The sequence below is a fragment of the Mycobacterium sp. E1747 genome (assembly GCF_001667775.1).
GTDB lineage: Bacteria > Actinomycetota > Actinomycetes > Mycobacteriales > Mycobacteriaceae > Mycobacterium.
Genome location: NZ_LZJI01000193.1, coordinates 1 through 1,648 on the forward strand (window position 1 = coordinate 1; position 1,648 = coordinate 1,648).

Here is a 1,648-nt window from a genome sequence, read left to right on the forward strand (position 1 = left end):
TCGACGGGGGTGACCTGGACGGACCCCGCGGACGTCGGCGCGCTGCGGGAATCGATGGCCCGCCACGGCATGGGCAACGTGATGCTGGTGTCCCCGTTGCTGGCTGCGGCCGCGCTGGCCCAGACGGTCGGGTCCGCGCTCGACTACGCGCACATCGCGATGCTGTTCGTAGAGCCCCAGACCGCGACGCTGGCCGTCGTCGACGTCACCGACGGTTCGATCGTCGACCTGCACCGACAGCAGCTGGCCAACGCCGGAGAGGAGTCGCTCGCCGCCGAGCTGGCGACCATGGTCGCCGACCTGGGCGCCCGGGGTGCTCGCGCGGACGGCGTGTTCCTGATCGGCTGCGGCACGGACATCGTGCCCCTCAAGCCCGCGCTCGAAGCGGCCGCGCCGCTCGAGGTGACGGCCCCCGAGGAGCCGGAGATGGCGCTGGCCCGCGGGGCGGCCCTGGCGTCGGCGGACGCCCCGCTGTTCGCCGCCTCCACGGCGGCCCTGGCCTACGCGCTGGACCCGGGCACCGGAGAGGTCAGCCCGCGACCGCTGGGGCCGACCTACCTCGACGTCTGGGGCAACGCCGACGCCGAATCCCTGGCCTACAGCGCCCTCACCGATGAGGCCGACGAGGACAAGGTCGTCCCGCGTCGGCGCCGGCCCATGTTCCTCGCCGGGAGCGCGCTGGCCGGCATCGCTGCCGTCATCGCCGGGGTCGTGGTGGTGTCGCTGACCTCGGATCGGCCGGCATCCGAGCAGCCACAGAACCCGCGCGTCAACGTCGCCACCCCGGCCAGGAAGGCGCCCGCCCAAGCACCGAGCGCGCCGCCGGCGGCGCGCTCGGTGCTTGGGCGGGCGCCTTCCTGGCCGGGGTGGCGACGTTGACGCGCGGGTTCTGTGGCTGCTCGGATGCCGGCCGATCCGAGGTCAGCGACACCACCACGACCCCGGCGATGACGGCAGCGATGCCGGCCAGCGCGCTCCCGGCGAGGAACATGGGCCGGCGCCGACGCGGGACGACCTTGTCCTCGTCGGCCTCATCGGTGAGGGCGCTGTAGGCCAGGGATTCGGCGTCGGCGTTGCCCCAGACGTCGAGGTAGGTCGGCCCCAGCGGTCGCGGGCTGACCTCTCCGGTGCCCGGGTCCAGCGCGTAGGCCAGGGCCGCCGTGGAGGCGGCGAACAGCGGGGCGTCCGCCGACGCCAGGGCCGCCCCGCGGGCCAGCGCCATCTCCGGCTCCTCGGGGGCCGTCACCTCGAGCGGCGCGGCCGCTTCGAGCGCGGGCTTGAGGGGCACGATGTCCGTGCCGCAGCCGATCAGGAACACGCCGTCCGCGCGAGCACCCCGGGCGCCCAGGTCGGCGACCATGGTCGCCAGCTCGGCGGCGAGCGACTCCTCTCCGGCGTTGGCCAGCTGCTGTCGGTGCAGGTCGACGATCGAACCGTCGGTGACGTCGACGACGGCCAGCGTCGCGGTCTGGGGCTCTACGAACAGCATCGCGATGTGCGCGTAGTCGAGCGCGGACCCGACCGTCTGGGCCAGCGCGGCCGCAGCCAGCAACGGGGACACCAGCATCACGTTGCCCATGCCGTGGCGGGCCATCGATTCCCGCAGCGCGCCGACGTCCGCGGGGTCCGTCCAGGTCACCCCCATCGA

The 1,648-nt window shown here is 74.3% G+C and carries 2 pseudogenes; one reads left to right on the plus strand and one right to left on the minus strand.

The features are described from left to right. Positions 1 to 855 (plus strand): annotated as a pseudogene (locus A5695_RS29185) (hypothetical protein); the annotation flags it as partial. Here A5695_RS29185 and A5695_RS29180 read toward each other — a convergent pair. Continuing rightward, positions 770 to 1,648 (minus strand): annotated as a pseudogene (locus A5695_RS29180) (hypothetical protein); the annotation flags it as partial. The pseudogenes A5695_RS29185 and A5695_RS29180 overlap by 86 nt on opposite strands.